The following is a 26,275-nucleotide window of genomic DNA, read 5'->3' as shown; positions in this document are numbered from 1 at the left end:
AGGGCGTGATGCCCGGTTGGTACGTCCATCTGGAAGCTGCGAAACAAACGGCTCAACGACTGCGCGACGGTGACATTCCGCCGGGGTTCCCCCTCGACCTCGCCGATTCGCAGGCCCTCGGCGAGACGTGCCATACCTGGCGCAACTACCTTGCGCTCGGGTCGCTGGGTCCGGACCTGTTCTATCTCCTGCCGGACTTCGCGAACACCACAGGCTGCGTGATCCGTCAGGTGATCCGCTGGGTGGTCGACGTGTGGGCCGTGCTCGACGCGCAGTTCGTCGCCAAGTGGGAGAAGTGGATCGATCCGATCCAGACGAACGATGCCCAGCTCACCAGCCAGCTCACCGGAGGGTTGTCGAACCAGCTCGGCGCGATCCTCGACGAACTGTCGGCTGCCGTCACGTCCGCATTCGAGGGACTGCTCGCCCGGATGGGCGACTGGTTCGGGCTGCTCACCTCCGGGGTACCCCAGGGGTACGGCAACGACGCTTTCTACTGGTCGGACATGTTCCACTACCGCCACACCTACCAATTCCCCTACACGCTGTTCCGCCAAGCCGAGCAGGCACGCGCCGCGGCCACCACCGACGCGGAACGGCTGGACGCCGACGCCCGGACTGCCTTCGCGGTCGGGTGGATGAGTCACTGCGCGACCGACGTGACGGGCCACCCGTTCACCAACGCCAAAGCCGGCGGACCGTACCGTGATCACTGGCAGCGTCACCATCTGGTCGAAAACCACATGGACAGCGAGAACTACTCGGCACGCAACCCAGGACCGTGCTACGGCGAGCGGGGCACCAGTGCCCTGCACTTCTACGTCGCGTTCCGCGCGCGGCACGATCAGCCGTACGACATGCGCGAAGACGCACCTGCCTATGACTACTTCGCCGGATTCCCAGCCTACGACACCTCCGACGGCGCCACGCCCGCGGCGGCGCGGCGCGCTCTGTTCGATCTGGATTCGGGCGAACTCCCCGAGTCCCTTGTCGCCGCTCTGCTCGATGCGATGGCCGAGGTGTACCCGGACGGCCCGAAGATCCTGACGCAAGATCCGCAGTTCTCCGCCGCAGATGCGTCGGGCACTCCCGACGGGCGGCCGAACAGTGATGCGCTGAACCAGATGTGGACGCTCGTCTACGCCTATTTGAAGGTCACCGGAAGCGACGGTCTGAGTCCGCGCCGCCCGGCGCCGCCGTCGGTGTTCACCAACCATTCGTTCCCCACGCCGCCCGGCGGTGGCGGATACGGTGTCGACGACGACCCGGCGCGCGGTGCCGACGTCGATGACGACGACTCGTTCAGCCTGCTCGACTTGGTGCTGGCCATCTTCGCGTGGGTGGTCTACCTCGCGCAGATCATCGAGTGGCTGGTCACCGTGCTGCCTGGCCTGATCGTCGACGTCCTCACCTTCCCGGTTCGTGAAGTGCTCTACTGGGCCGTTGTGGTCCCGGCTTGGAACCTGTACGTCCTGGCCCGGCGAGCACTTGTCATGTCGGGCTTCCTGACGCCCAAGCCGGAGGAGGTCGACCTCGGCCTGACCACACTCGGCTCGGCCTCCGGAACGTACGACGTGGCCGCGGCTCTCGACAGCCCGCTGGGTGACGGTGCGGCGACGTTCCGGGTGACCGAGCCGTCCGGGCGCGAGACAGCGACGTCCGGTTTCGGACTCGATCCCGCCTATCCTCGCGGCATCGTACGGGACCAGCCCGCGGACGTCAGCGCCGTCGACCTTCCGGGCATGCTGGGACTCACCCGCCCGCTTCGGTATGCGGGCGACGGAATCGCCGTGTTCAAGCCCACCGAGTGGATCGCGCCGTGGCGGTATCCTCTGACCGGTCAAGCCGGCAAAGGTGTTCCCCAGGAAGGCGCGCCGGCCCATGTCGGCCCGTTCGTCGCCGGAGACGGCTCGACGGTCCTGCTGCCCGGCCCTCGGGGAAGTACGGCTGCGCGCAACCGGCTCGAGGACTGCAAGACTCCGGCGGAGACCTTTGCCGCGCTCGACGCCTTGCTGCCCGACGACCTGCACCTCGGTGGCCCGGTCGACTACGGCCTCTACCTCATCGGCAGGATGGCCACGGATCAGTCACCCGAGTTCCGGGTCCCGGACTTCAATCTCGACTCCGACCGCGGGTACGCCTGGTTGTGCTGGGGCTGGGACCGCCACCACGCCGGCGCCGCCGGCGAATGGGTCTGCTTCCCGCTCTTGACTGCCACACCCCAGAGCACCTTTTCCTACCGCCAGCCGTGCACGCCTCCACAGTTCTTCCATGCCGACCACGACAACCCACACCGGCTCCAGCCGGATGGGACGACGCCGCTGGACAGTCAGTGGTACGACCCGCGACTGGACCTGAAGGTCCACTACCTCGGTCACGGCGTCGAACAACCGCCGGCCGACGACGAAGATCCCTGTGGCATGCCCGGTCCGCCGCACGAGCCGTTCGACGGCACGGGCTGGCGACACCGGCTGCCGGGCAAGGAGCGGATCGATGACCTCGGCTTGGGCCGGAGGGGATGAACCCGACCATGGCACACACCACCGGAAGGTCCGGGCCGGCCATGACCGACGACCGGCAACCAGACGACACCGAGCCCCCGGCATCCGACCAGCGCGGGGAAGACCCCACCCGCACAGTCGGCGGCGGACATCCCCCTGACCCCGGTCCCGACCCGGATCCCGGCTGGCGACCGGACGACACCAGAGCCGACCACTGGCGAAATGTCTACGGCAGGCTTGCCCAACGGCACCGGCCACGCCGCGAAGACGTGCTGCCGTTCCTGCTGATCCGGGCGTTCTCGCCGGGTGACCGCGGTCAGCGGCCGCTGTGGCCGCCCGTCGCGTGCTGGGAGTCTCCGGACATCCTGCTCATCGACGCGGCCTGGACCGGCCCGTTCGATCCCGGCCGGCTCGTGGCCTCACCCACAGCCGGCCGGAGCTATCGTCTCTTCGTCCGGGTGTGGAACCTCGGCTTGCTCCCTGCCGTCGGTGTCCACGTCCGGGCGTGGTGGGTGCAGCCCGGCTTCTTCGGGCAAGCGAACCAGGGTCAGCAGGGCTACGAGCCGACGCTCGTCGGCGGCGCCATGGTGGATCTCGACAACCGGACGCGGCCGGACTCGCAGCGTCTCGTCGAACTCGACCGGCCGTGGTCCATTCCCGCCGACATCAGCGGGCACGAATGCCTGGTGGCGACCGTGTCCTGTCCCGCGGACCAGTGGAGCGGGCAGTGGGACTGCAACAACGACCGGCACTTCGGGCAGCGCAACCTGACAGTCCTGGCCGGGCACCAGGATGCCGGCCCGCTGCTCTGGACGCTCGGCGACAACCTGCCGCGGCTCAGCGCACTCCACCTCACCCATGGCGGCCCCGCGGCCGGGCCGCTGCTGAACGCGATCGCCGGCGGCAGGCTGACGATCGTGCCACCGCAAGGCGACCCATTCCCGACACCGGTCACGCCAGTCCCCTTCGACGACCTGCGCCAAGGTGCCCGGACCGAACTGGAGCAGCACATCCTCACCATCGTCCGCGTCGAGGTCGACCGCACGATCATCGTGCGCAGCGATCTCCTTGCCGCCCTACTGGCCGAACGGGAAGCACCGGATCCGTTCACTGACATCCCTGCGCTCCCGGGCTTGATCCGTAACTTGCCGAGAGAAGACATAGACCTGGTGGGAGCAGCGACTCGGCTGCCCCTCGTCCGGGCGGTCCCTGACGCACTGAGGACGCTGCTCGACATCGACAACCTGCAGGCCGCCAACATCGCTTCGGCCATGGGTGGCCCGTCGCGATCCCAGCACCTGCTCCGCTTCACCGCGACAGAGCTCGACGGCCGGCTCATCGGCGGCTACTCCCTTGTCGTCACCTGACCGGGCTGCCCTGGTCGAAAACCCCGTCGCCGACTGTGAGCTGGGGTTTCACGCGGCGGGATAGCACTCGCTGAGCAGTCCTCCCAGGCGTTGTCGGGGCATGATCCGGCGAAAGCGGTGGGCAAGGGGGATCACGTTGGGGTCATCGTCGGCGCACGCCCGACGTCGTGGCCTTGGTGGCTGCGGCCGACGTTGTAATGCTGAACGTAATCGTCGAGCACCTGATGGTAGCTGCGGCCCGCCGATCGCGGCGCCAGTCGGGGCGCAGGCCCACAGCGTCGATGCGGGCCATGCGCGGGACGTCGATCCTTCGCGGCCTCGGACGACGGAAATGGTGTTCGACGCGCCGGTGTGCGCGGTCGCCGACACGATCTCAAAGTTGTTGTTCGCCGGGTCCTGGAGTGTGATTGGGATGTAGAGGCTGGTAGGAAGTCCTGATGGGAGCGACGCGAAGTCCGTCGACACCATCGTGGTGTCCGAAATGGCCGCCGGGTTGGTCAGCTGGCCGAACGAGTAGTTCGCGGGGACCCGCAGCTCGTACACGAACGCCTCCCAGTTTCATGCGTCGGACGGAAGAGGTGCGTCGTCTTAAGCTCGACTCAGAGTGCAAAAGACCACTTGACCTGGAGCTTTGACTCAACGTTGCCTGGTACGGTCAGCGTCAACCTCGGGAGGACGTCAGGTGAATGCATGGCAGACACCGCTCATCAGCGCGGCACGGCCCTCGTGGTGACACTGCTCGCCGAGTACGCGGCCAAGCCAGGGCTCGAAGCTCGCAAGGACCGAATCCTCAGCGAGAGGCGGGCGCTGAGAAGCTTCCAGATCGCGCTTCGCAAGGTAGAGACTGCCGCAACCAAGTTCGGCGGTGTCGGGCTAAGGGTTCCTAACAGAATCGTTGGACGTGCCTGTAGCAGATGATGCAGGTGGCGAGGCTGAGGAAGGCTTCGTGGATGTCGTCGCGGCGTTCCCAGCGGATGCGTAGCCGTTTCATGCCGTGGTACCAAGCGATGGTGCGTTCTACGACCCATCGGATCGTGCCTAGGCCGCAGCCATGGGGCTGGCCACGGCGAGCGATCCGGGTGGCGATTCCTCGGGCACGCAGGCGTCTGCGGTACTTGTCGTGGTCGTAGGCACGGTCGGCGTAGACCGTCCTTGGGCGTCGCCGGGGACGACCTCGTCTGCCGCGCACGTGGGGAACTGCGTCCAGCAGCGGTTCCAGCCCGGTGATGTCGTTGCGGTTTCCGCCGGTGAGCAGGACGGCCAGCGGGATACCGCCGCCATCGGTCAGGACGTGGTGCTTGGAGCCCGGCCGGGCGCGGTCGACCGGGCTCGGACCGCTTTGGGCCGCGACGCGCGGCACGTACGTGCGAGGAGTCGATGACGGCTCGGTCCCAGTCAAGCTGCCCGGCCGAATGCAGCTCCGCCAGCAGCACCTCGTGCAGGCGGGACCACACACCAGCTTCGTTCCAGTCGCGTAGCCGCCGCCAGCAGGTCATACCCGAGCCGAATCCCAGTTCCTGGGGCAGGAACTCCCATTGAATGCCGGTGTGCAGCACGAACAAGATGCCGCACAGCACCTGCCGGTCCGGCACCCGTTTGCGGCCCGGGTTGCGCGGCCGGCGCGGCACCACCGGTAACAACGGCTCGATCCACTCCCACAGATCGTCACAGACGACCCACGGCGGCGACTCACCCTCTTCACGACCGAATATGATCCACATCAGGCACACCCACCGCCACCATGTTGATCATTTTGTTAGGAACTCCAAGTCTTTTCCTGACAAGGAACTGACCCGCGCGAAAGCGTTCCTCACCAAGATGCAACACGACGTGCTCTCGAACGAGTACGTCGACCCGAAGGCTGGTGAGTTACTGTTCCGCACCTACACCCGCGAGTGGCGCAAAGGCCAGTCAGCGGACGCCTCGACTCGGCAGACGGTAACCAGCCATCTCGATAACGGCATCTTCCCGTTTCCCGGCGACAAGTCGCTGCGAGCCGTCGAGAAGACCGAAACAATCCTGCGGCAGATGGAGATCTTCGGGTTCAGCCCGGACGACGTCGATCGCGAGGAGATGGTGGCCAACATCCAGCGCCAGATCCGCTGGATCGGCAACACGCCCGTGTTCGCTCCACCGAAGGACGGGAAGACCCGGCTGGCCGATCGGCGCCGGAGTCCTGGAAGAAATCGACGCGCACTTGGACTCCTTCGAGCCTGTCACAGTCACCCTGCCCTGGCTCGAACCCGGAGGGCGTCCGATTACCGCACGGCTGCTCATTCGCAGGCCCGAAGGTCTTCAGCGCCTCGGCGCTCGTGCTGCCAGCGGGATGATCAGCGGCCCGGAGTACAACCTCACCGCATGGAAGCCGGCCTACGCTGTGGCCGGACTTGACTACACTCCGCGACGAGACGGTATGCATGGCATGCGCCACTTCTACGCCTCGGTCGCCCTGGCGTCCGGAGTGTCGGTCAAGGAGCCGGCCGAGGACCTCGGTCACCACGACCCGGGCTACACCCTCCGGATCTACACCCACTTGGTCCCGTCGAGCCATCGGCGGGCGCGGGTCGCAGCCGACGGGATCTTCAAGCCCCGACACACGGTGGCGACACGGCTTGAAGATCCCGAGACGGCCTAGCGACGGCCTGACCAGATCAACAACCACAAAACAGCGGTTCAGACCCTATCTGGCCTACTTGTGCCAGAACTTGATGCCGCTCCACTGCACGGTGATCGGTCCTGCGCCGCTCGAGGTGCGGTAGCTGCCGAACTTGTCGTAGTAACTGCCGCCCGGGCTGGAGACCGAGTCCTTCTGGGAACCGTTGATGTACACCTTGTGGGTGCTGCCCACCTGGTTGATCGTGTTGCCCCGGACGCTCGTGCCCACGGTCGCGCCGGTGGCGATCGTCTCCCCGCCGTGGACGGCGTAGAGCCGGCCACCCTTCTCCACCGCCAGCATGAAGAACGGCCCGGCGCTTCCGCCGTCCCGGAACGTCTGCTTGAGACTGATCCGGGAGCCGGTCATGCTGGTGATCTTGAAGGAACCCTCGAACTGGTGGGTGCCGCCGGTGTAGGTGGTGTAGCGACGTTCCGCGCGCTGGTCCCCGCTGCCGGTGGAGCAGGTGAGCTTGAAGGTGAGCCCGGAGATGACACCGCACCCCCGCTCCTGCTCCGAGTAGCCCGGCGAGTCCGAGGTCCACGGACCCGTCCCGACCTGGGCGTCCGCCACCGGGGCGAATACCGCCAGCCCCGCCGCCACCGCCGCGAGCACGCCCGCGCTGTGAAGTTTGCGCACCGTCCAACCTCCCGTGTTGCCCAAGGCGGCGGTAGAGGGGCACAGGTTCAGACCTTTGCCCGCCCTGAGGAGACTGTACGAGCCGGGGACGCCCGGGGACAAGACCCCTTCGCGAACCCGGCGATCAGCTCGTCGGAAGTTTTCCGCAGGGGGCTGTCGAATCCGGCCCGGCCCGTTCGACAGACTCGTGAAGGCAAGACCCACCACCGAGGAGCACCGCATGCGCACCCTGATCTCCACCTCGTTCGTTTCGCTCGACGGCGTCGTCGAAGCCCCCGGCGGGGAGCCGGGCTACCGCAACGCGGGCTGGACCTTCAAGGACGTCGAATTCGACCCGGCCGCCTACGCGATCAAGGGCACCGAGCAGGAGGAAGCCACCGCGCTGCTGCTGGGCCGGGTCAGCTACGAGGCGTTCGCGCCGGTCTGGCCGGGCATGACCGTGGAGTTCGCCGGCTACAACGCGATGCCCAAGTACGTCGTGTCGACCACTCTCAAGGACGAGGACCTGGTGGACACCTGGGGCGAGATCACGATCCTCCGTTCCCTGGAGGAAGTCGCGGCACTGAAGGAGACCGAGGGCGGGCCGATCATCCTCAACGGCAGCGCCACCCTGAACCGCGCCCTGGCCGACGCGGGCCTGATCGACCGCTACCACCTGCTGGTCTTCCCCGTCCTGCTCGGCGCGGGCAAGCGGCTGTTCAGCGACACGGACAAGAACAAGCAGAACCTGAAGCTCGCCCAGAGCGAGACCTACGGCAACGGGATCCAGAAGCTGGTCTACGACGTGATGCACTGACAGCTCGTCGGCGTCCGGCCGTTTCGCGATGTTTCACGTAGAACATGTGTTCGAACATCGTGTACGGTCGGACCCATGACGACCCCGGCACTGCAGGCATCGCTGTTCGGCGAATCCGGCCCTGTCACCCTGCACGCGCTGGCGCCCCACCGGACCGAACTGGGCGCCGGCGCGTGGGTCGACGTGCAGCCGGGCTGGCTCGACGGCGCCGACGAGGTGTTCACCGACCTCGTCACCGGCGTCCCGTGGCAGGCGGAGCGGCGCCGGATGTACGACCGGCTCGTCGACGTCCCGCGGCTGCTGTGCTTCTACCCCGAGGCGGCGCCGCTCCCCCACCCCGTGCTGGCGGAGGCCCGCACCGCGCTGAGCCTGCACTACGCCGGCGAGCTCGGCGAGCCGTTCCGCACCGCGGGCCTGTGCTACTACCGCGACGGCCGGGACAGCGTCGCGTGGCACGGCGACACGATCGGCCGGGGCAGCACCGAGGACACGATGGTCGCCATCCTCTCGGTCGGCGCGGCACGCCAACTGGCCCTGCGCCCCCGCGGCGGCGGCGAATCCTGCCGCTACGCCCTGGGCCACGGCGACCTGATCGTGATGGGTGGCTCCTGCCAGCGCACGTGGGAACACGCCATCCCCAAGACGAACCGGCCGGCCGGGCCCCGGATCAGCATCCAGTTCCGGCCCCGCGGCGTCCGCTGAGGTCAGTCGACCAGGACCGGGAGCTCGTCCAGACCGTACACAATGGACACCTGACGGAAGGACAGCTCGTCCGCCGGCACCGCGAGGCGCAGGTTCGGGAAGCGGCGGACGAGGGCCGGGTACGCCGTGCGCAGTTCCATCCGGGCGAGTTCGGCGCCGATGCAGCGGTGGATGCCGTAGCTGAACGCCAGGTGCGACGTCGGCTCGCGGGTCGCGTCGAACCGCTCCATGTCCGGGCCCAGCTTCGGGTCGCGATCCGCGGCCGACAGCGACACCAGCACGATGTCGCCCTCGGCGATGCGCACGCCGCCGATCTCCACGTCCTCCTTGGCGAACCGGGGGAACGCCATCTGCACCACGGTCAGGTAGCGCAGCAGTTCCTCGACGAAGCGGTGCACGGATTCGTCGTCGCCGCGGACGGCGTCCATCGCCTTCTCGTCGCGCAGCAGCACCACCGCGCCGAGTGCCAGCATGCTCGCCGTGGTCTCCAGGCCGCCGGTGAGCACGCCGTCGGCCAGGCCGGCCAGCTCGCGGTCGTCGATCTCGTCGCCGTGCTCCTTGATCAGCATGCCGAGCAGGCCGTCGCCGGGCTGTTCGCGCTGCTTCTTGACGATGTCGAGCAGGTAGGTCAGCGACTCCGACATCGCGCCGAGCGAGGCGCCCGCGCCGCCGAAGAGGTCGAAGCGGGCGGTGCTCAGCCGCTGGAAGTCCTCGCGGTCCTCATAGGACACCCCGAGCAGTTCGCAGATGGTCAGCGACGGGATCGGCAGCGCGAACGCCTGCCACAGGTCGACCGGGCCGTCGGCCGCGGCCATCGCGTCGAGCTGCCCGGCGACGATCTCGTCGATGCGCGGGGCCAGCCGGCTCAGCCGGCGCATGGTGAACTCCGGGGTGAGCAGCTTCCGCAGCCGCGTGTGCACCGGCGGGTCCGCGAAGCCGAGCCCGCCCGGGTTCTGGTCGGCGGTCACGCCGGCGCTGCCGACGAGGTTGCCGAAGTCGCTGGAGAACCCGCTCGCCCGGCCCAGCACGGCCTTCGCCTCGTCGTACCCCGTGACCAGCCAGGCGTTCATCCCGAACGGCAGGTCGAGCTTCCCGATCGGCGCTTCGGCGCGGCGCACGGCCATCGCCGGCACCGGATCGAGACCCTCCCGCCGAAGCGGCTCCAGTGCCGAATCGGGCAGGACGGACGACATCTTCTCGAGGTCGAAGCCTTTTTTCGACTGCCGGGCGAGGTACCGTCGGCCGACCCAGCCCAGGACCCGTGAGCGGAGACTCCCCATGGGACCGACAGTACCGCACTAGCCCGATCGGGTGACGGAGAGCGAGACGGGGTTCACCTCCGCGGCGGCAGCTCCCGGTTCTCGGTGATCAGCCCGTGCTCGCTGGCGACGTAGTGGAAGTACGGCCGGCCGACGTCGTCGGAACCGGTGAAGAGCGTCTTCGACCGGCCGTCGGCCTCGGTGTTCACGCCGTTCGTGCGGGCCAGCACGCCGGACGAGCCCAGCCACTCCCGCGACGCGCGCACCGGCCGCCAGCTCCGGCCGTCGCCGGTCAGGTCGCCGAGGACCTTCGTCATGTCCACCGAGCCGGAGATCCGGAGGTTCTGGTCGTCGGTGATGTTCGCGGTGGCGTCGGTGGTGAGCGGGTAGGACCAGGTGTGCCGGTCCGCCGAGCGCACCCGGCCGTCCACTGTGGACACCACGGTCTGCTGCCCGGAGTCGCCCTGCACGACGTGCTGGGTGAAGCCGCCGCCGGTGACGTCGTCGCTGTTGCGGTAGTCCCGCGTGCGCTCGACGCGGGTGTGGACGCGGCCGGCGGAGGTGTCGAGGTAGCCCGCCGTGACGTCGTCCCGCTTGGCGGTGACGGTCACGTTCACGCCGCCGGAGATGTCCTTGACCGTCGTCTGCCGGGCCGGCGCGGCGGCGACGTCGTGCCGGGTCAGCCCCCCGGACGTCTGCGCGGCGTGCTTGTCGGTGTAGAGCAGCAGGGTCGGCACGACGGTGAATTCGCCGCCGATGTCCGGGAAGGAGAAGGAGATGTCGTGGGTGCCGCCGTCGACGAGCCGGCCGGCGAACGGCGTGACGTCGTAGGTTTCCGCGTGCAGGCTGAACGTGTCGATCGCGACGACCGGCCGCCACAGCTGCGGCACGATCCCGCCGGAGTAGATGTGCGGGAAGGTGAAGGCACTCCCGGCGGCGGTCCCGTCGATCGCGAAGTTCGCCTCGCGGTAGGGGCCCTTCCCGCAGAGCCCGGCCGCCGGGTACTTCGCCGCCACGGCGTCGGGGACGTCGTCGAACCACTGCTCGTCGCAGGCGTGGCCTTCGAGCGTCACCTCGAGGTAGGCGCGGGTGATGTTGCGCGGCAGGTCTCGGGCGGTGAAGTGCACGGCCGGCGCGGCGGGCGTCGCGTCGGCGTGCCCGAAGCCGGCGACGTGATCGGGCGTCTCGGGCGCGGGGTGCCTGCGGTCCGCCTGGTAGTAGGTGAGCGTCACGGTTTGCGCGTAGACGCCGGTGTAGATCGGCGAGGTGTAGTTCTCGACGCCGCCGTGGAAGGGCTGCGGGGTGCGCAGCAGGGCGCTGTACGGCGTCAGGTCCTTGTCGAAGCGGTAGGTGATCGGGCGGCGGCCCTCACCGCTGGGCTCCTCGGTGGTCCCCCACCAGACCTCGGTGCCGCCGATCCGCAGGTCGCCGATCCGGTCGTACTGCCGCCCGCTCACCGTGACGGTCTGGTCCATGACGACCTTCGCCCACGGCCCGGGGCAGGCCTTCGGTGGCGTGAGGGTGCCCTCGTAGAACCGCGGGCTGCCGTCGGCGGCGTTGGAGCGGAAGCCGTCGGCGAGCGTGACGCTGCAGTGCGGGGTGTCCGGCCGGGTGACGGCGGGCGCGGCGGTCACCGGATCGTCGGTATCGCCTTCCACGACCGGCGATGCCGAGGCGACGCCGGGGAGGAGGAGCAGGGAGGAAAGGACCGCACCGATCAACACCAGTCGACTCCGCACGCGGCCACCCTATCCCGGCGGATCCCCGACGAACGGCTGGACATCAAGAGGACAAAGCCCGGCCCGCGGCTCGCGGCCTTGGTCGTGGCCACGCCGGTCCGTAGCATGCACGGCGGGCGAGGGAGGACGGCCGTGAGCAGCCTGACCGGGAGCTTTCCCCCGGGCAGCTTCCTGGCGAAGCTGCCGGAGACGTCGAGAGCCGGTCTGCTCGCCCTGGGCACGGCCCGCGAGTATCCGCCGGGCAAAGTGCTGCTCAGGGAGGGTGATCCGACGTCGCACGCGTTCGTGCTCGTCACCGGCTTCGTCAAGGTGACGGCCACGACGCCCGACGGCCACTTGGCGTTGCTCGCGATCCGGACGGCCGGCGAGCTGATCGGCGAGCTCGCGAGCATGGACGGGCAGCCCCGCGTCGCGACCGTCACCTGCGCCGGCCGGGTCCGTGCGCGGCTCGTCACGCAGCCCGAGTTCCGCCGCTTCCTCGCCGCGCACCCCGACGTGGCGCTCGCGGTCGGCAGCAGCGTGGGCGCCAAGCTCCGCTGGGCCACCCGGCGGCGCGTCGACTTCGGGAGCCGCGAAGTGCGGATCCGGCTGGCGAGGGTGCTGCTCGAACTCGCCGCGGCTCACGGAACGCCGGGCCCCGCCGGTGCCGAGATCGGGGTGGACCTCACCCAGCCGGAGCTCGCCGGGCTCGTCGGCGCCGCCGAACCGACCGTCCACCGCGTGCTCGCCGGGTTCCGGCACGCCGGCATCGTCGCCACCGGCTACCGGCGGATCACCGTCGTGGACCGCGCCGAACTGGAGGCCGTCGCGGACGGGTGACTCTCACGCCAGCGCGGTGACCACGAGCAGCAGCGGACCGCAGAGGAACAGGACGCCGGTGCCGGCCAGGGCCCGCCGGACGTGGCGGTGTTTCACCATCGCCAGGTCCGCCAGCAGCCTGGCCAGCTGGTGCGCTTCGGCGCACTGCCGGCGCACCGGAACGGGGACGATCGCGGCAACGCCGCCCGCCACGGTCGGGAAGGCGAACCGGTTGGGCACGGCGAGGCGTTCCGTGCGCGGCCGCAGGGCCTGGACCAGTTCGTAGGCCGAATAGCCGTACCCGATGACGAAGACGGCCAGGATCGCGAACACGGCGACCCGCCACCCGGAGGCCGGCGGGAGCGACGGCAGGAAAGCCACCTGGGCGGCGACCAGCGCCGTGATCGTGCTCTGCACGGCGACCACGGTGCGCACCTTGTCGTCCGCGTGCTGGACCGCGCCCTGGAACGACGTCACCGTGCTCAACGCGGTGTCCAGCTCCCGGACCAGGCCGGTGTCCGACGCGCGTTTCCTCGCCCTGGGGCTCATCCACGTCTCCGTTCTGTCGGAACCCCAGGTTCCCGCGATGAGACCGGCCGCACCCCATCGGACGACGGGAACGCCGACGGCGAAGGCGGGTTCCCTGGCGTAACAACGCACGCGGGCGCCGCGACACGAGCGTTCGGACACCCCGGGGGTAGCGCTGAACCAGCAACGACATTGGCCGGTGGACTCGGTGCTCGGGCTGGTGAGCGCGCGCACCGGGAACGCGCTGCTGAACCTGGGGACCGCGGTGACCTACGGTCCCCGGCAGACCGTGCTCCGGCAGGGCGAGCCGAGCCACCACGTGGTGATCCCGCTGTCCGGCACGCTCAAGGTGATGGTGGACACCGAATTCGGCCGGCCGCTCCTGCTCGCGCTGCGCGGCCCGGGCGACATCCTCGGCGAGATGTCCGTGTTCGAGGGGCGACAGCGGTCGGCCAACGTGCAGACCTGCACGTCCGTCCAGGCGAAGCTCGTCGGCAAGGCGCAGTTCACCGAGTTCCTGGACCGGCATCCCGAGGTGTGGCGGGCGGTGGCCAGTTCGCTGAGCAGCCGGCTGCACTGGGCGAACAGCCGCCGGGCCGAAATCCTCACCTGCCCGGCGCCGATGCGCGTCGGGCGCGTGCTGGCCGAGATCGTCCAGCGCCACGGCCGCCGCACCGGCGACGGCTGGGTCCTCGACCTGTCGCTCACCCAAGCCGAGATCGCCTCGCTCACCGGGGTGGCGCTGAGCACCTTCGAGAAGACGACCCAGCGCCTCCACCGACTGGGTGTCCTGCGCAGCGAATATCGACGCATCGTCGTCGGCGACCTCGCCGCACTGCTCCGATTCGGCCACGTCGCCGAGCAGAACCCGTATCTGTACGGGGTCGGCAGCGAGGACGTGGCTCAGAGTTAGGAGAAGCCGCAGTCGATCACCGGAGGTCACCGTGACGGACGACAGCCAGTTTTCCCGGACGCTCCTGCTCGCGGTGGACGCCTGGCGGTACGGGACCCGCGACGACCGGCAGCAACACGATCTGCAGCGCGCGCTCGCCGACGTCCTCCGCGACGCGGCCGTGCGCGGCGGCCTCGACCCGGCGCGGTGGCGGCGGCAAGAGGCCGGCGACGGGGTGTTCGCCCTCATCACGGACGAAAGCGCCGAGCCGAAGGTGATCGGCCCCTTCGTCCGGGAACTGGACGAGTGGCTCCGGCGGCACAACCACGACCTCCGGCCGCAGGCCCGGCTGCGGCTTCGGGTGGCCGTCCACCACGGCGTCACGCTCCCGGGCGAGCTGGGCTACGCAGGCGCCGCGCCGGTCCACGTCTGCCGTCTCCGCGATGCCCGCGCCGTCCGGGAGGCACTCGAAGCGTTTCCGGAGGCGAACCTGGTGCTCGCCGTGTCCGAGCCGATTTTCGATGGTTCCGTCCGCCAACGCCACACGTCGTTGACGGCGGAGGACTTCACGCGCGTCGAAGTCGCGGAGCCGGCGAAGCAGTTCTTCGCGACGGCTTGGGTGCACGTGCCCGGGATCGATGCCGGGCGAGTCGGCGCCTGTCTCGGCACCCTGGCCGTGGGTCTGCGGTTCGCCGGAACGGCCGCACCGCCGCCCGGGTTCTTCGGACAGGTCGTCCGCCCGTCATTCGAAGCCGTCGGCGTGCCCGCACCGGAGAGCGTGGAAGGGGACCTTGCGTTCCGGGTGCCCGCCGCGCTCGCCGGAACGGCGCTGACCGGGACGTGGATCGAGGAGGTGCGCAAGGCCGCCACCGCGCACTTCCCCCACGTTCGCGTCGCCGTCGGCATCGCCTTGGCCGCGGATCCGGCGGTGGCCCGCGCCGAAGCCGCCGAGCTCGCCGGCGCGGAGCCGGCCGGGCGCCTGCTGGCCGCCACCGGCCAGGGGCGGCTCGTGGTCGTCGTGTCCGAGCGGGTCCACCAGGTGGTGGTGGCCCGGGGTGGGCGTCTGGTGTTCCCGGAGTCCTACCGGCGGCCCGACGGCGAAACCGGGTGCTGGCTCAGGGTTCCGGGGCACTCGGTGCCGCCGGAGCCGGCCCCCGCACCGGAGCCGCCTGGATCCGCGGCTCCGTCTGCGGCGCAACCGGTTTCGGCCACCACCCACGGAGATCACTCGACGGCCATCGGCCACGGCACGTTCACCGCCCCGATCACCATCGGCGGCGTGCACCGGTACGGGAATCCCCGATGAGCGACGCGCCGGGCACCCCGGCACCGGACAGCTCGGGCCCGGCCGCCGGGACCCCGCCGGACCCCCAAGTCGTCCCCGACCCCGCGGAGAAGACCGACGACAGCCTCCTCGGCGACGACCAGCGCGGGTTCGCCGAGACTTTCAAGCAGGGCAGCCACTTCCTCTCGCCCGAGGTCGACCAGTACGGCGCGGTCGTGTCGATCGGCCGGGCCGACATCAAGGCACTGCAGGTCGGTGACGGGGCCCACATCTCCGTCGGGCAGACCGTGTCGTGCACGTCCGGACCGGTCCGCGAGGAAGTCCTGACCTGGATCCGGGAGCGCTACCTCGAGGTGTCCGGGTATGAGGAAATGGTCGAGTCGCTCAAGTCCAACCGCGTCCTGCTCCTGCGCGGCCACCCGGGCACGGGCCGGGTCACCACCGCCCTGCACGTGCTGGACCGGCTCACCCCCGGCCGGGTCTTCCGGCTGGACAGCGGCGGAACCCTCAAATCGCTGACCGAAACCGGGCTGCCCGAGAGCAACGCCGGTTACGTGGCCGAGGTTCCGCACCGCATCGCGGGCTCACTCACGGAGACCCACCTCGAGAAACTGCACGGACTGCTCAAGGACAAGGAGGCCTACTGCGTCCTGATCGCCGAGACCGATCCCCGGCCCTCCGACGTCTTCGGCGGCTACGCCCACGACTACTCCGCGCCGGACGCCGGGGGCCTGCTGAAGAAGCACGCGGACCACGAGGCCCGCACCGACGACCCGGACGACTTCGAAGACCGGATGTCGGAACTGCTGGCGGCGGACTGGGTCGCGACGGCACTGGGCCCCGGCCCGCGTCCCCTCGAGTCCGTGCGCATGGCGGCGCTGCTGGCCCAGCACGCGAGAGGCCGGCTCACCCGGGTCGACGTCGAACGGGAAGCCACCCGGGGGGTGTACTTCCAGATCGCGGAATGGTTCGCCGGCATCCAGGCCGTGCCCGCGGGGGAAGACCGCGACGAGGCGCTGCGCCTCGCCGCGTTCCGGATCGCGCTGGCCGTGTTGAACAAGTCGCCGTACCACATCGTCGCGGAGGCGGCCGGCCGGCTGGCCGGCCGGCTCATCGCCGCGACCGGGGCGACTGGAATCAGGCGCACCTCCTTGTTCACCGACGACCAAGAGCACCGCCTCCCGGCCCTGCGGGCGAAGGTGATCGACGGGTACACGACCTTTGGCCAGGAACTCGTTCCCATGCCCCTGCTGGTCTTCCACGACGAGCGGTACCCCAGCACCGTGCTCAGGTACGTCTGGGACCACCACCACCGCATGCGGGACGCCATCGCGTGGTGGCTGACCAAGCTCAGCAAGGACCCCTGGGCTCTCGTGTGGGTTCGCGCCGCCCAGGCCACCGGGTACCTCTGCGGTCTCGACTTCGCCTACGGCTACACGAAGATGATCGCTCCCGGCGTCTACGCGCCGCCGACCAAGGCCATCGCGAGGCGGCGCCGGATGTCGGCGGCCATCGCGCTGGACCAGGCGGCGCAGGACGAGAACCTCCGGCCGGCGATCCGGCGGCAGCTGCGTCGCTGGTGCCGGTCCCGGAGCTACCCGGCACGCTGGACCGCCGCGGCGGCGCAGGGATTCACCTTCGGGCGGCGCTACGTGACGGAATCGCTGAACGAGCTGCGCATCGTCGGGACACCGGCGGAAGGGCCGACGGACACCGGTCCCGACGACGGACTCGTCTGGGTGGCCGGCTTCAGCATCGCCAAACTGCTGGCCTTCGGTGAGATCCGCCCGGTGCTCGACTGCCTCGGCGGGTGGATCCGGAGTGAGCGCAGCAGTCTCCGCCGGCTGGCACTGAACGCGATCGACCAGCTGACCGATCTCTACGCGTTCGAACTCGACCACCTGGCCGTTTCCGGGGGCAGCGAACGGCCCGAACTGCCGGCCGTGGCCCAGAAGTGGCCGTTGCTGCTCACGTTGCAGTGGCAGCAGCCCGCGCTCACCGAACCGATCGCCGACCTGCTCCGCCAGGCGCTGCGCGCCCGCGCCGGAGGGTCCGTGGCCAAACAGGTCCTCGGCAAGTGGGTCCGCGTCGCCGAGCGCGACACCGAGTGCCTCGAAACGCTGGCCCGGTTCCTGCCCTATGTCATCGACACGGAAAGCGACCGGCTCCGGCTGAAGCACCTGGTCGACCGGCTCCAGACCGACTGGGCCGATCCGCTCCGGCCCGAAGTCTCGGCCCGGTTGACCGACGCAGTGCACGCGCGACGAGAAAGGTATCTGCCGACATGAGTGCCGAGAAGAAGCCGGACGAAACCCCGCAGCCGCCCGCCGCGCCGGACCCGAACTGGCGCGAAGACGCGAAGCAGGAGAACGCCCCGGACGAGGAGGTCCGGACCGTCGAGCCGTCCAACCACACGCCGATCGTCGGGGAGTACCGGGTCGGCCGCCTGGACTTCCTCATCCGGCGGGCCCCGGCCCGGCCTTGGACGGCGACGGTCTTCGTGCACAAGAACGGGGCCATGACGACCTTCCGCGGCGGTAAGCAGCCGACGGTGCGCAAGATGCTGTGGGGCGGCTTCCGGAGCCAGTACGAAGTGGACATGTCCCTGCGCCGCCTGACGCTGGGGATCACGTTGCCCAGCGCCGGGGACGCCTTCGTCTTCCGGGCGGCAGTCGACGTGCAGTGGCGGGTCGTCGACCCGGAACTGGTGGTGCGGACCGGTCTCACGGACGTTCGCCGGGTCGTCGTGCCGCTGCTGCTCGAAGGACTGCGGCAGGAGACCCGGTCGCTGCGGGTGGGCGACGTCGAATCCGCGGAGAAGGCGGCCGGCGCGCGCTTCGGGCACGCGTGGCTCGAGGCGGAGCACGGGCTGTGGACGAAGGTGCTCGTGCGCCTGCGCATGGACAAGCAGGCCGAGCACAACCTGCGGCTCGCGTCCGAGGTGCAGGCGTTCAAGACGCTCATCGAAGGCGGCGACATCGACCAGTTCGCGCTCCAGCTGGCGCAGAACCCGCAGCAGGTGGCCCCGGTGGTCGAGGCTCTCGTCAAGGAGCGGGACACCCACCGCCGTCAGGTGTTCGACTTCATCAACAACCTGCTCGCGTCCGACGCGCTGGACCGCTGGCAGATCGACGACCAGGTCCGGGTTACGCTGGAATGGCTCAAGGTCTCGATCAACCGGGTCATCTCCGGAACCGACGAGGCCCGCCAGCTGTCGTTCACCGGTACTCCGCCGATGCCGGCGCCGACGCCAATGTCGACGCCGACGCCGACGCCGGCGAGCGGCCGGGACAACGGGTCGGGACCCGGCTGAGGGACCGGCGTCTGAAACGTTTCAGACCATGCTAGGCTCGCACCTCTCGGCAAGGGGGTTCGGTGGTCGGCATCAAGGACGTCGCGAAGCGGGCCGGCGTCTCGATCGGCACGGTGTCCAATGTGGTCAACCGGCCGCACGTGGTCGCGGCCGCCACCCGGAGCCGCGTGCTTTCGGTGATCGAGGAACTCGGCTACGTCCGGGACGAGTCGGCGCGGCAGTTGCGCGCCGGCCGCAGCCGCGTCATGGGGTTGCTCGTGCTCGATCTCGGCAACCCCTTCTTCGTCGACGTCGCCCGCGGTGCCGAGGAGGCCGCGCACGCCGAGGGCCTCAACATCATCACCTGCAACAGCGGGCAGCGGTCCGAACTGGAAGCGTCGTACCTGGCGATGTTCGCCGAACAACGGGTCCGCGGAGTGCTGCTGAGCCCCGTCGCGACGTCCGGCGCGGCCCTGGCCGCGTTCCGGCGCAGCGGCACGCCGTACGTCTTCGTCGACCGCAAGGCCCCGGCGTCGGAGGCGAGCTCCGTGTCGGTCGACGACGTCGCCGGTGGCGCGCTCGCGGGCCGGCACCTGGTGGAAACCGGGCACCGGCGGATCGCGTTCGTCAACGGCCCCGCCATCCTCACCCAGTGCCGCGACCGCGAGCAGGGTCTCCGCAGCGCGCTGGCCGGCTCGGCGGCGGAACTGACGGTGCTGGAGGCGATCGGCCTCGACGTCTCCTCGGGCCGCGACGCCGGCGCCCGCCTGCTCGGCACGAGCCCGCGGCCGACCGCGGTGTTCTGCGCGAACGACCTGCTGGCGCTGGGCGTGCTGCAGGCGATGGTCGGCGCGGGCGTCCGCGTCCCGGACGAGATGGCGATCGTCGGCTACGACGACATCGAGTTCGCGGGCGCGGCGGCGGTGCCCCTGACGTCGGTCCGCCAGCCGGCCCGCCGCCTCGGCCGCACGGCGGCGGAACTCCTGCTGGCGGAGACGTCGGACACGAAGCCGGAACGGCGAGCCGTGGTGTTCACCCCGGAGCTGGTCGTCCGCGAATCCACCCGGGTACGCCGCTAGACCACCGCGGCTCACGTCGTGGCGAACAGCCGGCACTCGCCGGATCCTTACGCCGGCGTAGTCCGGGAACCCCTCCCGCACCTGCCGCTAATCGTTTGGGATTCACGGAACGGTTCGGCAAGCTCGGGGTCATGGTGACGAGGTGGGTGCGGCTGCAGGCCGTGGCGGTGTCCGGTTCGTCCGCCGAAGGCCTGATGCTGGCGGCCATCCCCCTGCTCGCCGTGTCCGTCACGACCGATCCGCGCGAGGTGTCGCTGGTCAACGTCGCCGGCCAGGCGCCGTGGCTGCTGCTGTCCCTGTTCGCCGGGGTGCTCATCGACCGGGTGCGCCGGACCACCGTGTTGGCGTGGGCCTACGCCGTGCAGGTCGCGGCCGCGGTCGTGCTCGGCGCCGTCGCCTCCGCCGGGCTGCTCAACCTGCCCGTGCTGCTGCTGGTCGCCTTCGTCGTCACCTCGGCGCAGGTGCTCGGGGACGGCGCCAGCGGTGCGCTGGTGCCGGAGCTCGTCGAACCGGGCCGGCTCGCCCACGCCAACGCGCGGCTCACGGTGATCGACCGGGGTGTCGTGCAGTTCGTCGTGCCGCCGCTGACCGGGTTCCTCGTCGCGGCCGCCGCCGGCGCGCCCGCCTGGCTGGCCGCGGCCTGCGCGCTGGTCGCGCTGGTGCTGGCCCGCCGGATCCCGTCGCAGTCGGTCGTGGCGGCGACGACGCATCCGCTGCGGGACCTCTCGGGCGGGCTGCGGCACCTGGTGCGGACGCCGCTGCTGCGGTCGATCACGATCAACGTCGCCCTCGGCTCGTTCGCCGCGAGTGCCGGCAACGCGATGTTCGTGCTGTACGCGACGCAGGTCCTGCACGTCGGCTCGGTCGGCTACGGCCTGCTGCTCGCCTGCCTCGCCGTCGGCTGGGTGGCGTCGTCGTTCGTGGTGCAGAAGGTGGTGGACCGGCTCGGCTACTCGTGGTCGATGCGGCTGGCGCAGAGCTTCGGCGTGGTGGCGCAGCTGCTGATCGCCGTCGTCCCGCCGTGGCCGCCGCTGGTGGGCGTCGTGCTGATGTCCCTGACGGCGACGGTGCTGATCTGGAACGTCTGCTCGCAGTCCAGCCGCCAGCGCTTCACGCCGGCGCCGCTGCTGGGCCGGGTGCTCACCAGCCACCGGGCGCTGGCCTGGGGACTGACCCCACTGGGCGCCCTCAGCGGCGGCCTGGTCGCGGCGCACTGGAGCCTGCGCGGCGTCTGGGTGATGGCGGCGGGCATCCAGGCCGTCAGCGCGGTGCTGGTCTGGTTCACCCTGTCCCCCGCGGCGTTCCGGCGGACCGAAGAACTCGCCGCCGCCGAAGGCTGAAGCCGGGTGGCGTGCCGGGTCGGGGCACCGGCACGCCACCCGGACGCTCAGGCGCCCAGGGCCAGCGCCACCGCACCCAGCAGCGCCGCGTCCTGGTCGAAGCGGGCCGCCACCAGCTGCGGCGGGAACGGCACCGCGTGCGCGAGGCGGTCCGCCAGCGCCGGCAGCAGCACGTCCGCCGACCGCACGAGCCCGCCGCCGACCGCGATGCGCTGCGGGTCCAGCGCGATCGCCAGGTTGGCCACGTGCATCGACAGTTCGTCGAGCGCGGCCCTCACCAGCTCCTTGGCCTCGACGTTCTCCCTGGCCAGCGCGAACAGTTCCCCGGCGGTGACCGGGCGGCCGAGCAGCCTGCTCGCCCGGCCGCCCAGCCCACGCCCACCGACGGCTTCCTCGAGCGGCGCCGCTCCGCTCGCGAAACCCTCGGTGTCCTGCGGCGAGAGCAGGTTGTACCCGATCTCGCCCGCAGCTCCGTTGGCGCCCGTCAGCACCCGGCCGCCGATCAGCACCGCGGCCGCGATGCCGGTGCCCAGTGACAAGAACACCGCCGGGTCGGCCCCGGCCAGCGCGCCCCAGCGCCACTCCGCCAGCGCCGCCGCCTTCGCGTCCGTGCCCACCGAAATCGGCACGCCGGGGAACTCCGCGGCCACCAGCTCACGCAGGTGCAGCTGTTCCCACCCCGGCACATTCGGCGCCAGCAGGATGCGATCCGGCAGCACGATCCCCGGGCTGACGACGCCGATGCAGGCGGGCACCGCACCTTCGTCGGCCAGGAGGGCCCTGGCCGCGGCGAGCGCACGCACCACGACCTGCTCGGCCCCCGCCTGCGCGTCGGTGTCCAGCCGGCGCGTCGCCAGCAGGGTGCCGTCGCGATCGGCGAGCCCCAGCGCCACCTTCGTGCCGCCGAAGTCGATCCCGAGAATCCGTTCCTCTGTCACGCGTGAGCCCCTCCCGTCCCCCGCACCACGATCCGGCCCGTGTTGAACCCGTCGACGCTGATCACCGGCACCGCGCCGCACAGGTCGGCCGCCCGGTAGGTGACGGTCAGCGTCTGCGACTGGCCCGGCCACAGCGTGAGGTCGTTGTCGTCCCAGGTCGCGTTCGCGAGCTGGTTGTCCCCCGGTGCCTCGCGGCCGTCCGGCGTCCCGCGGCGGACGTCGGCCCGCAGGAAGAACGCCGCCCCCGGCGTCTTCGCCGTGTTGGTCACGGTGACCGTGGAGACGAGGTCAGCACCGGTCGCCCGAGTCGACGCCACCGCGCTGACCTGCGACTTCGGCAGGTTCTGCAGCGCCTGCAGGTCGCTGTACTGCGCCAGCGTCGCCTGCGGGTTGCCCAGGGTTTTGCCCCAGTCGACGACGTCCTCCTGCGTGGACAGCCAGTAGACGTTCCGGTCGACGACCTTCCCGCCGCGGGAGACCTGCAGCTCGACGAAGTAGACCTGCGCGGGCGCCGGGGCCTTCGTCTCGGCGGGCACCTGGGGCTTCAGGACGCCGGTCTGGACGCCCTGGCTGCCGAGGCTCAGCCCGGAAGCGGTCTGGTCGTCCAGGACCTTGCCCGCGGTGTCGAGCACGCGGGCCTGCACCGAAAGCCCGGACTGCGTGGCCGCGCCGAGGTTGTCCAGGGTGACGGACCCGTTGTCGTAGCCGTAGATCGCGTGCAGCGGCTTGTTCGCCTTCTGAGCGCCGAAGTACGCGCCCGCCTGGTCGCCGTCGTCGTTGTAGAGCGACCACAGCAGCGTCGGCCACCCCTTGTTCAGCTGCCAGTAGACGACGCCGGTCGACGGGTTGTCCTTGTCCGTCGAGTGGTGCAGGAACGCCTCGAACTGCGAGCGGGTGTTCTCGTAGTTCGCGATGTTCGCCAGGTCCACATAGGACTTCAGCGAGGTCCACTTCCCGTACCGCTGCGTGATCGACTGGTCCAAGGTGTACAGCGTGCCGAACGCGTAGCCGCCGTGGCCCGGCTCGAAGTTCGCGTGGTACTGGTTGTACGCCGGGTCCTGCCACAGCTTGGCCTGCTCGGCCGGCGACAGGAACCGCTTGATCGAGTCGAGCGTCGGCACGGTGTGCCCGGCGCTCTGCTCGCTCGCGAAGCCCCAGGCGCCGCCGGCGTTGGTGCGGGAGGAGTCCTCGGCGTCGAAGTGCGAGCTGTCGTACCAGTAGGACGGCGGGACCCAGTCGTACGGGCCTTCCTTCTCCCCGGACTGGCCGAGCGTCGGCGTGCTCTTGTACTCCGCCGAAGCGATCACCGGGACCTGGAAGTCGGCTTCCTCGAACGCCTTCAGCGTCTCGGACTCCTGGCGCGGGACCGGCTCGTTGTCGCTCCAGCCGTAGTTGAAGACGCTCGGGTGGTTCCGTTCCCCCTGCGCGATGGTGTACGCCGAGTCGTGCATGATCCGGTAGTCGCGCTCGGTCAGCGTCGAGGCGTCTTCCGGCTGCCAGGCGTCACAGCAGAGGAACCCGCCGATCACCAGCAGGCCGGCGCGGTCGGCCTGGTCGTAGAAGTCCTGCGGCATGTCGTGGCCTTCGAGCCGGACGCCGGTCAGGCCCAGGTTCTTGATCAGCGCGATCTGGTGCGCGGTGTCGGCCTTGTCGTAGTGCAGGAACAGGTCCGGCGCGAAGCCACCGCCGCGGAACACGAAGTCCCGGCCGTTGATCGTGAACTGCCGCGCACCCTCGGGCAGCGGCGCGGACTTCCCGACCAGGCGCGAGGTCACCGTGCGGATGCCGAAGGCGCTCTTCGACGACGTCGACAGCACGCCGTCCTGCGAAACCGCGGTGGTCAGCGTGTACAGCGGCTGGTCGCCCATCGCGTACGGCCACCAGAGCCGCGGGTGCGCGATCTTCACCGGCGCGAACGCCACCGTCCGCTTGGTGTTCGCCGGGATCGTCACGCGCTGCTCGACGACGATCGGCGCGCCCGCCGGCGGGGTGACCGTCGCCGCGACGTCCCCGGTCTGCGCCGAAGCCGCGTCGTTGGTGACGTCCACCTTCACCGTCAGCTTCGAGCTGGACAGGTCGGCGGCGTTGTCCTGCACGACGTGCGCGTTGTCGCCGGTGAGCGCGTCGGAGACCTGCAGGGTGGGCGGGAACTGGACGCCGGTGTCGTTGTCCGGCGGGATCTGGCCCCAGTCGACCTGGTCGAGGGTGTACATCTTCGTCGGGTCGTTGGGGTAGACCTTGATCGCCAGGGTGTTGCGGCCCGGCTTCACCAGCTTCGTGACGTCGAAGGTGTGCCCGGCGAACGCCCCGCTCACCACGTCCTTCGTGGCGACGAGCGTGCCGTTCACCCAGACGTCGCCCTCGCCGACGATGCCCGGGATGGTCAGCTTGGCGTGCTGCCCCGGCCGGATGGCCGGGGCGAAGTCGGTGCGGTACCACCACGGGTCGGAGAACGGCTTCGTGACGACGGGCCCGAGCTTGTCGACGTACCCGAAGCACTTGCGCATGGTGTCGGAGTAGAAGACGTTCGGGCACTGGCCGTTCTGCACCAGGGCGTTGATCTCGGTGCCGGGCGCGCCGGCGTCGTCCGGCTTGACCCGCAGCCAGCCGCGGGTGGCGTACCCGGGGGTGGAGACCTGCTCACCGCCGTCCTTGACTTGCGCGGTGGTGAGGACCTGCCAGCCCTGCAGGCCGAGCGTGCTCAGGCCGTGCGGCTTCCCGGCGGCCTGGACGTCGTGCGCGGCGGCGGGTCCGGCCACGCCGAGCACGCCGGGCACGAGCAACAGCGCCGCGAGGATCGCGAGCTTCTTCGTCATGCCTGAGCCCCTTCGGTTTCGGTGGCGAAGGCCTCTTTGATCTCCTTGGGACCGAACGGCCAGGTGCGCTCGGCCTTGGCGTAGCCGAGGTAGGCGAGGCCGCCGGCCACGATCCAGCCCACCGACAGCCCGATGGGCACCCAGTCGGCCGAGACGTAGATGTAGACCCAGCCGACCAGGGCGATGAGCGTCGGCAGGGGGTAGAGCCACTGCCGGTAGGGCCGCCGCAGGTTCGGCTGGCGGCGCCGCAGCGTCCAGATCGCCGCGACTTGGGCCAGCGACTGGACGATGACCAGGGTGGTGACGGCCGCGTTGATGACGTCGGTCAGCGTGAACAGCGAGCCGATGATCGTGATGGCGCCCATGGTGAGCACGCCCGCGGTCGGCAGGTGCAGCTTCGGGTGCAGCTTGCCGAACACCGGCAGGAACACCTTGTCGCGCGCGGCTTCGAACGGCACGCGCGAACCACCGAGCAGCCCGGCGAACACCGACCCGATCGCGGCGATCACGATCAGCACGGTGACGGCCTTGGCGGCGCCGGTGCCCCAGACCTGTTCGAGGACCGACGACGCGACCGACTTCGCCTCTTTCAGCTGGTCCAGCGGGATCGAGCCGAGCACCCCGACCTGCAGCAGGAAGTACAGGCCCATGATGCCGAGGATCGAGAGGATGATCGAGCGGGGCAGCGTGCGGCCCGGCGTGCGCACCTCGCCGCCGAGGTAGGCGGAGGTGTTGTAGCCGAGGTAGTCGTAGATGGCGATGATCAGGCCGGCTCCGAGGCCGCCCCAGAACGTGCCCTCGCCGGCGGAGCTGAACGCACCCGGGGTGAAGGCGAACGCCTGCGCCGCGCTGAAGTGCGAGAACGCCGCGACGATCGTCGTCAGCACGGCGGCGAGCATGACCACGAACAGCACCGTGGTGAGCTTGGAGATCTGGCCGATCCTGCGGAACAGCGCCAGGATGATCACCAGCGTGATGGCGATGCCGATGATCTTGCCGAGCGGCGTGGTGCCGTTGTCGTCGGTGACGCCGGGCACCAGGTAGCCGAGGTACTGCACGAGTCCGATGATGCCGGTCGACATGATCAGCGGGATGAACAGCACCGCGCTCCACACGAACAGGAACGGCATCAGCCGTCCGGTGCGGTACTGGAACGCTTCGCGCAGGTAGAGGTAGGTGCCGCCGGCACCCGGCATGGCGGCGCCGAGTTCGGCCCAGATGAGCCCGTCGGCCAGCGCGACGATCGCCCCGATGATCCAGCCGAACATCGCCTGCGGGCCGCCCATGGTGGCGACCATGGCGGGGATCGTGACGAACGGGCCGATACCGCACATCTGGGTCATGTTGATCGCGGTGGCCTGCAGCGGGCCGATCTTCCGCTCAAGGGCGGGCTGCGGTTCCCCTGGCCCGGTGGGTGAACTCACGACGTGCCTCCGACTAGTAGTTAGTAAAGTTTCTTAACATAGAAGGCCCGGTGGCCGGAAGGGTTCCGCCGATAAACTTGCGGCAACTCAGAGGGACGGGTGGGACGAAACGGGCCGCAGGTCGGAACCCCGGCGAGCAGGCGGGTGCTGAACCACCGCCTGGTGCCGGCCGGCTGCACTTACGTCGTGGCTGCGGTGATGGCGGTCCTGGACCCCCGCTTGATCGG

22 protein-coding genes are annotated in these 26,275 nt (G+C 70.1%); 13 read left to right on the top strand and 9 right to left on the bottom strand.

Translation table 11 applies throughout. From position 1 onward, the window contains the following. Window positions 1-8: 8 nt before the first annotated feature. Together AB0M80_RS28395 and AB0M80_RS28390 are read left to right on the top strand one after the other, a co-directional pair. Window positions 9-2,522 carry a hypothetical protein gene (locus AB0M80_RS28395; protein WP_364571056.1) on the top strand — a complete coding sequence of 838 codons (2,514 nt, stop codon included), beginning with the start codon at window positions 9-11 and terminating at the stop codon, window positions 2,520-2,522. A 41-nt stretch (window positions 2,523-2,563) separates the two neighbouring features. After that, window positions 2,564-3,868 carry a hypothetical protein gene (locus tag AB0M80_RS28390; RefSeq protein WP_364571054.1) on the top strand — a complete coding sequence of 435 codons (1,305 nt, stop codon included), beginning with the start codon at window positions 2,564-2,566 and terminating at the stop codon, window positions 3,866-3,868. A 48-nt stretch (window positions 3,869-3,916) separates the two neighbouring features. On the opposite strand, the gene AB0M80_RS28385 is transcribed toward AB0M80_RS28390, so the two are convergent. Next, window positions 3,917-4,411 (bottom strand): hypothetical protein, encoded by a 495-nt coding sequence (locus AB0M80_RS28385; RefSeq protein WP_364571052.1) that lies wholly within the window; start codon window positions 4,409-4,411, stop codon window positions 3,917-3,919. Window positions 4,412-4,751: 340 nt separating this feature from the next. Then, window positions 4,752-5,589 (bottom strand): IS5 family transposase gene (locus AB0M80_RS28380; protein WP_364571050.1). Its coding sequence is split into 2 segments (ribosomal slippage): window positions 4,752-5,211 and window positions 5,210-5,589, totalling 840 coding nucleotides; the frame shifts between segments, so codons are not numbered across the junction. Here AB0M80_RS28380 and AB0M80_RS28375 point away from each other — a divergent pair. Then, a complete protein-coding gene (locus tag AB0M80_RS28375; protein WP_364571048.1) occupies window positions 5,579-6,259 on the top strand; it encodes a hypothetical protein in 681 nt (226 codons plus the stop codon). The two genes, AB0M80_RS28380 and AB0M80_RS28375, sit on opposite strands and share 11 nt — an antisense overlap. Before the next feature lie 22 nt (window positions 6,260-6,281). Continuing rightward, entirely contained in the window at window positions 6,282-6,503 is a 222-nt protein-coding gene (locus AB0M80_RS28370; protein WP_364571046.1) for a hypothetical protein, read from the top strand. Between the two features lie 54 nt (window positions 6,504-6,557). Here the strand turns inward: AB0M80_RS28370 and AB0M80_RS28365 are convergent, their stop codons facing one another. After that, a complete protein-coding gene (locus AB0M80_RS28365) occupies window positions 6,558-7,136 on the bottom strand; it encodes a hypothetical protein (RefSeq protein WP_364571190.1) in 579 nt (192 codons plus the stop codon). Between the two features lie 244 nt (window positions 7,137-7,380). On the opposite strand from AB0M80_RS28365, the gene AB0M80_RS28360 reads away from it, so the two are divergent. Both AB0M80_RS28360 and AB0M80_RS28355 read left to right on the top strand, forming a co-directional pair. Beyond that, complete coding sequence (locus AB0M80_RS28360; RefSeq protein ID WP_364571044.1) at window positions 7,381-7,956, top strand: dihydrofolate reductase family protein; 576 nt, start codon at window positions 7,381-7,383, stop codon at window positions 7,954-7,956. 75 nt (window positions 7,957-8,031) lie between these two features. Beyond that, window positions 8,032-8,658 (top strand): alpha-ketoglutarate-dependent dioxygenase AlkB, encoded by a 627-nt coding sequence (locus AB0M80_RS28355; protein WP_364571042.1) that lies wholly within the window; start codon window positions 8,032-8,034, stop codon window positions 8,656-8,658. A gap of 2 nt (window positions 8,659-8,660) precedes the next feature. Here the strand turns inward: AB0M80_RS28355 and AB0M80_RS28350 are convergent, their stop codons facing one another. Both AB0M80_RS28350 and AB0M80_RS28345 read right to left on the bottom strand, forming a co-directional pair. Then, window positions 8,661-9,938, bottom strand: a complete 1,278-nt coding sequence (locus tag AB0M80_RS28350; RefSeq protein ID WP_364571040.1) for a cytochrome P450 — start codon at window positions 9,936-9,938, stop codon at window positions 8,661-8,663. Window positions 9,939-9,991: 53 nt separating this feature from the next. Beyond that, a complete protein-coding gene (locus AB0M80_RS28345) occupies window positions 9,992-11,641 on the bottom strand; it encodes a peptide-N4-asparagine amidase (RefSeq protein ID WP_364571188.1) in 1,650 nt (549 codons plus the stop codon). Window positions 11,642-11,788: 147 nt separating this feature from the next. Here AB0M80_RS28345 and AB0M80_RS28340 point away from each other — a divergent pair, with 147 nt between their 5' ends. Continuing rightward, window positions 11,789-12,475 carry a Crp/Fnr family transcriptional regulator gene (locus AB0M80_RS28340; protein ID WP_364571038.1) on the top strand — a complete coding sequence of 229 codons (687 nt, stop codon included), beginning with the start codon at window positions 11,789-11,791 and terminating at the stop codon, window positions 12,473-12,475. 3 nt (window positions 12,476-12,478) lie between these two features. On the opposite strand, the gene AB0M80_RS28335 is transcribed toward AB0M80_RS28340, so the two are convergent. Continuing rightward, on the bottom strand, window positions 12,479-13,003 hold the full coding sequence (locus AB0M80_RS28335) for a hypothetical protein (RefSeq protein WP_364571036.1): 525 nt from the start codon (window positions 13,001-13,003) through the stop codon (window positions 12,479-12,481). A 178-nt stretch (window positions 13,004-13,181) separates the two neighbouring features. On the opposite strand from AB0M80_RS28335, the gene AB0M80_RS28330 reads away from it, so the two are divergent. From AB0M80_RS28330 to AB0M80_RS28305, 6 genes are all read left to right on the top strand, one after another. Then, window positions 13,182-13,895, top strand: a complete 714-nt coding sequence (locus tag AB0M80_RS28330; RefSeq protein ID WP_364571035.1) for a Crp/Fnr family transcriptional regulator — start codon at window positions 13,182-13,184, stop codon at window positions 13,893-13,895. 31 nt (window positions 13,896-13,926) lie between these two features. Continuing rightward, complete coding sequence (locus AB0M80_RS28325; RefSeq protein ID WP_364571033.1) at window positions 13,927-15,180, top strand: hypothetical protein; 1,254 nt, start codon at window positions 13,927-13,929, stop codon at window positions 15,178-15,180. Next, a complete protein-coding gene (locus AB0M80_RS28320) occupies window positions 15,177-17,447 on the top strand; it encodes a hypothetical protein (RefSeq protein ID WP_364571031.1) in 2,271 nt (756 codons plus the stop codon). The genes AB0M80_RS28325 and AB0M80_RS28320 overlap by 4 nt, the downstream gene beginning before the upstream one ends. Then, a complete protein-coding gene (locus AB0M80_RS28315) occupies window positions 17,444-18,472 on the top strand; it encodes a hypothetical protein (RefSeq protein WP_364571030.1) in 1,029 nt (342 codons plus the stop codon). Before AB0M80_RS28320 ends, AB0M80_RS28315 begins: the two co-directional genes overlap by 4 nt. Window positions 18,473-18,534: 62 nt before the next feature. Continuing rightward, window positions 18,535-19,530, top strand: coding sequence for a LacI family DNA-binding transcriptional regulator (locus AB0M80_RS28310; RefSeq protein ID WP_364571028.1), 996 nt, complete (start codon window positions 18,535-18,537; stop codon window positions 19,528-19,530). Window positions 19,531-19,661: 131 nt separating this feature from the next. Next, window positions 19,662-20,870: an MFS transporter gene (locus AB0M80_RS28305; RefSeq protein WP_364571026.1), complete on the top strand. Its 1,209-nt coding sequence runs from the start codon at window positions 19,662-19,664 to the stop codon at window positions 20,868-20,870. A 47-nt stretch (window positions 20,871-20,917) separates the two neighbouring features. On the opposite strand, the gene AB0M80_RS28300 is transcribed toward AB0M80_RS28305, so the two are convergent. Genes AB0M80_RS28300 through AB0M80_RS28290 form a run of 3 tightly spaced genes read right to left on the bottom strand, consistent with a single transcriptional unit; the run spans window position 20,918 to window position 26,048 of the window. Continuing rightward, a complete protein-coding gene (locus tag AB0M80_RS28300) occupies window positions 20,918-21,808 on the bottom strand; it encodes an ROK family protein (protein ID WP_364571024.1) in 891 nt (296 codons plus the stop codon). Continuing rightward, complete coding sequence (locus AB0M80_RS28295; protein WP_364571022.1) at window positions 21,805-24,624, bottom strand: beta-mannosidase; 2,820 nt, start codon at window positions 24,622-24,624, stop codon at window positions 21,805-21,807. Before AB0M80_RS28295 ends, AB0M80_RS28300 begins: the two co-directional genes overlap by 4 nt. Beyond that, window positions 24,621-26,048, bottom strand: coding sequence for an APC family permease (locus AB0M80_RS28290; RefSeq protein WP_364571020.1), 1,428 nt, complete (start codon window positions 26,046-26,048; stop codon window positions 24,621-24,623). Before AB0M80_RS28290 ends, AB0M80_RS28295 begins: the two co-directional genes overlap by 4 nt. Between the last annotated feature and the right edge of the window lie 227 nt (window positions 26,049-26,275).

It is taken from the genome of Amycolatopsis sp. NPDC051045, assembly GCF_040682955.1.
GTDB lineage: Bacteria > Actinomycetota > Actinomycetes > Mycobacteriales > Pseudonocardiaceae > Amycolatopsis.
Note: the sequence above shows the minus strand (reverse complement) of the source record. Positions and strands in the feature narration are given on the sequence as shown.

What these genes read in the sequence shown, in the direction of transcription:
- AB0M80_RS28395 (WP_364571056.1), top strand. Translation starts at nt 9, where the DNA reads ATGCCCGGTTGGTACGTCCATCTGGAAGCTGCGAAACAAACGGCTCAA.
- AB0M80_RS28390 (WP_364571054.1), top strand. Translation starts at nt 2,564, where the DNA reads ATGACCGACGACCGGCAACCAGACGACACCGAGCCCCCGGCATCCGAC.
- AB0M80_RS28375 (WP_364571048.1), top strand. Translation starts at nt 5,579, where the DNA reads ATGATCCACATCAGGCACACCCACCGCCACCATGTTGATCATTTTGTT.
- AB0M80_RS28370 (WP_364571046.1), top strand. Translation starts at nt 6,282, where the DNA reads ATGCATGGCATGCGCCACTTCTACGCCTCGGTCGCCCTGGCGTCCGGA.
- AB0M80_RS28360 (WP_364571044.1), top strand. Translation starts at nt 7,381, where the DNA reads ATGCGCACCCTGATCTCCACCTCGTTCGTTTCGCTCGACGGCGTCGTC.
- AB0M80_RS28355 (WP_364571042.1), top strand. Translation starts at nt 8,032, where the DNA reads ATGACGACCCCGGCACTGCAGGCATCGCTGTTCGGCGAATCCGGCCCT.
- AB0M80_RS28350 (WP_364571040.1), bottom strand. Translation starts at nt 9,938, where the DNA reads ATGGGGAGTCTCCGCTCACGGGTCCTGGGCTGGGTCGGCCGACGGTAC.
- AB0M80_RS28335 (WP_364571036.1), bottom strand. Translation starts at nt 13,003, where the DNA reads ATGAGCCCCAGGGCGAGGAAACGCGCGTCGGACACCGGCCTGGTCCGG.
- AB0M80_RS28320 (WP_364571031.1), top strand. Translation starts at nt 15,177, where the DNA reads ATGAGCGACGCGCCGGGCACCCCGGCACCGGACAGCTCGGGCCCGGCC.
- AB0M80_RS28315 (WP_364571030.1), top strand. Translation starts at nt 17,444, where the DNA reads ATGAGTGCCGAGAAGAAGCCGGACGAAACCCCGCAGCCGCCCGCCGCG.
- AB0M80_RS28305 (WP_364571026.1), top strand. Translation starts at nt 19,662, where the DNA reads ATGGTGACGAGGTGGGTGCGGCTGCAGGCCGTGGCGGTGTCCGGTTCG.
- AB0M80_RS28295 (WP_364571022.1), bottom strand. Translation starts at nt 24,624, where the DNA reads ATGACGAAGAAGCTCGCGATCCTCGCGGCGCTGTTGCTCGTGCCCGGC.